3 protein-coding genes are annotated in these 3,223 nt (G+C 67.2%); 1 reads left to right on the plus strand and 2 read right to left on the minus strand.

Annotation, left to right across the window (positions count from 1 at the left end; translation table 11 throughout):
* Together LQV45_RS22450 and serS are read right to left on the minus strand one after the other, a co-directional pair.
* Positions 1 to 511 (minus strand): HAD family hydrolase (locus LQV45_RS22450; RefSeq protein ID WP_230008893.1); only part of this gene is annotated, 511 nt, incomplete at its 3' end.
* 144 nt (positions 512 to 655) lie between these two features.
* On the minus strand, positions 656 to 1,936 hold the full coding sequence (gene serS / locus LQV45_RS22455; RefSeq protein WP_230008894.1) for a serine--tRNA ligase: 1,281 nt from the start codon (positions 1,934 to 1,936) through the stop codon (positions 656 to 658).
* A gap of 78 nt (positions 1,937 to 2,014) precedes the next feature.
* Between serS and LQV45_RS22460 the strand changes: the two genes are divergently transcribed.
* Positions 2,015 to 3,079: a diacylglycerol kinase family protein gene (locus tag LQV45_RS22460; protein ID WP_230008895.1), complete on the plus strand. Its 1,065-nt coding sequence runs from the start codon at positions 2,015 to 2,017 to the stop codon at positions 3,077 to 3,079.
* Positions 3,080 to 3,223: the final 144 nt, after the last annotated feature.

Genomic DNA, 3,223 nt, shown 5'->3' on the forward strand with positions numbered 1-3,223 from the left:
GTTCCGTGGACAGGAAGTTGCCGTCCCCGTCCTCGAGCGCGTACTTGGCCGAGGGCAGCCGCTTGCGCAGCGCGCGAAGGACCGGCCCGGGGTCAAACGTTGCCTTGTGGAGGATTTCGTAGCCCTCGGGCAGGCCGGAGTCGACGCGCAGGATCACACCGCCGTTGGAGCACACGGCGTAACCGTTCTCGATCCCGATGTGTTCGATGACGGGCAATGTGGCGTTGAGCGAGCGGCCGGTCGCGATCATGACGTGGTGGCCTGCGGCCACCACGGCCTGGGCGGCCTCGCGGACGGGAACCGACATGTGCCCGTCGTGGTCCACGAGGGTGCCATCGACGTCCAGGGCGATCAGCATCTTGTCGCCGGCCCGGTTCCGGGAGTTTCCCACCCGGGCCGCGCTGGCCGGGGCCGCCGTGTTCTGGTCTGTCGTGTTCTGGTCTGTCGTGTTCTGGTGTGTGGTGCGCCGGTCATCGTTGCCGGCGACTGAGGATTCAGTCATTGTTGTCATCTCACAAGTAGAGCAGAGACCCCCGACTGCCGCTAGGACACACGCCACAGCGAGGCGTGAACTTGCGGTAAACACCCACGGAATGTCCCCGTTGTGGGCGTTTACCCGGCGGCCATCGGAGGCCTGGCTGGGGTCGGATCGGGGTTAGAGGACGGGGAAGACCGTCATGCCGCCGAGGTACTTCTGCAGGGCGGCGGGGACGTTGACGGAGCCGTCGGGGTTCTGGTGGTGCTCCAGGATGGCGACGATCCAGCGGGTGGTGGCCAGGGTGCCGTTGAGCGTGGCGACTGCCCGCGTGCCCTTGGGCGCGCCGTCCTCGTTCAGAACCCGTTCCCGGATGTTCAGCCGGCGCGCCTGGAACGTGGTGCAGTTCGACGTCGAGGTCAGCTCCCGGTATGCGCCCTGGGTGGGGACCCAGGCCTCACAGTCAAACTTCCGGGCCGCGGAATTGCCCAGATCGCCGGCGGCGGTGTCAATGACGCGGTACGGGAGCTCGCACTTGGCCAGCATCTCCTCTTCCCATGCCAGCAGGCGGGCGTGCTCGGCGGCAGCGTCCTCAACCGTGGTGTAGATGAACATCTCCACCTTGTTGAACTGGTGGACCCGGATGATGCCGCGGGTGTCCTTGCCGTGCGAGCCCGCCTCGCGCCGGTAGCACGAGCTCTGGCCCGCATAGCGGATGGGGCCGGCCGAAAGGTCCAGGATCTCGTCGGCGTGGTAGCCGGCGAGGGCCACCTCCGAGGTGCCCACAAGGTACAGGTCGTCCTCGGCGAGACGGTAGATCTCGGCGTCGTGCTTGACGTCAAAGCCGGTGCCCTGCATGGTTTCCGGGCGGACCAGGGTGGGCGTGATCATGGGGACGAACCCGGCGTCGATCGCCTGTTCCATGGCCATCTGGAGCAGCGCCATTTCCAGCCGGGCGCCGACGCCGCGCAGGAAGTAGAAGCGTGAACCGGAAACCTTCGCCCCGCGTTCCATATCGATGGCCCCGATCAGCTCACCGATCTCGAGGTGGTCCTTCGGCTCGAAGTCGGGGAATTCGCGCGGCGTGCCCACCGTCTTGACCACAATGTAGTCGTCCTCACCGCCGGCCGGGACGCCGTCCTCGATCAGGTTCGGGATGGTCCGGAGGAGTTCGTCCTGGGCGGCCTGGACGAGATCGGCCTCGGCCGATGCCGCCTTGACGGAGGCCGCCAGAGCCTTGACCTCGGCGAGGAGGGTCTGCTTTTCCTCGCCCTTGGCCTGCGCGACCTTCTTGCCGTACGCATTCTGCTCGGCCCGCAGGTTCTCGAACCGGATCAGGGCTGCCCGCCGGGCCGAGTCCCCTGCGATGATCGCGTCCACCGCGGATTCGTCGGCGCCTCGGGCGCGCTGGCTGGCACGGAACTTGTCCGGATTTTCGCTGAGGTCTTTTACGTCGATCACCAGACAAGAGTATCCAATCCGGTCACGGTTGCCCGGCAAGCCGGCCTGCATGCGCTGGCGGGATACTGTTGGATCACAATGCGCGACTGGCTGCTCTACCTCGTCATCGCTGGGGCCCTGGTCTTTGCCGTCTCCAGCTGGTGGGGGGTGCGCCGGCTGAAGGCCAAGCACACCCGCCGTGCCGTGTGGGAGGAAACCCACAGCCCGGGCCCGGGCCGCCAGAAGGTGGCCGTGGTCCTGAACCCCATCAAAGCCAAGTCTGCCGAGGCCCGGGGCCTGATTGAGGCAGCGTGCGCGGCGGCCGGCTGGCCGGCGCCCCGCGTCTTTGAAACCACCGCAGAGGATCCCGGCTTCTCGCAGGCGCGGGCTGCGGTGGCCTACGGGGCCGACGTCGTCCTGGCCGGCGGCGGCGACGGTACCGTGCGTGTGGTGGCGGAGGTCCTCGCCGGGACGCACACCGCCATGGGCGTGATCCCGCTGGGCACCGCAAACCTCTTGGCCCGCAATGTGCATCTGGAGGTCAACGACCTCGCCGGCAACGTGCAGGCCGCCCTGTTCGGGCACCAGCGGTTCATCGATACGGCGCGGCTCACCCTGGAAAATTCGCTCACCGGGGAGTCAGCGCAACACACGTTCCTGGTGATTGCGGGCATCGGCATGGACGCCGAAGTAGTCAGCGACACCCTTGACGGCCTGAAGAGGGCGGTGGGCTGGCTGGCGTACACGGAAGCCGGGGCCAGGCACCTTCTGGGGCGCCGCAAGAAGGTCTCCATCGCGCTGGATGGCCAGCCTGAGCAGGCCCGGAAGATCCGCAGCGTCCTGTTCGCGAACTGCGGCCTGATCCCCGGGGGAATCGACTTCATCCCGCAGGCCATGATCGATGACGGGATGCTGGACGTGGTGGTGATGAGCCCGCGTAGTGCGATCGGCTGGCTGGCCATGTACACAAAGATCGTCCTGAAGCACAAGAAAGACCTGCCGGTCATGACGTATTACCGGTGCGGCAAGATCACCATCCGGTGCCCGGAACCTATGCCCACCCAGGTCGACGGCGATCCTTCCGGCGAGGCCACGATGGTCACCGTCGAGGTGGACCCGGGATCCCTGCTGGTGAGGGTAAAGGACGGCGCCAAAGGCCGCTAGGCCGACGGCGGCTGGAGCGCGCCAGGCTGGAGTGCGCCAGGAGCGAGGGACTAGGCGCTGGCGGCCTTCTTGGCCTCTGCCGCCTTCTTCGCCTCGGCCGCAGCCTTGGCGGCCCGGGCTTCGGACTGCTCACGGATCATTGCC

Source organism: Microbacterium sp. Bi128 (assembly GCF_918698205.1).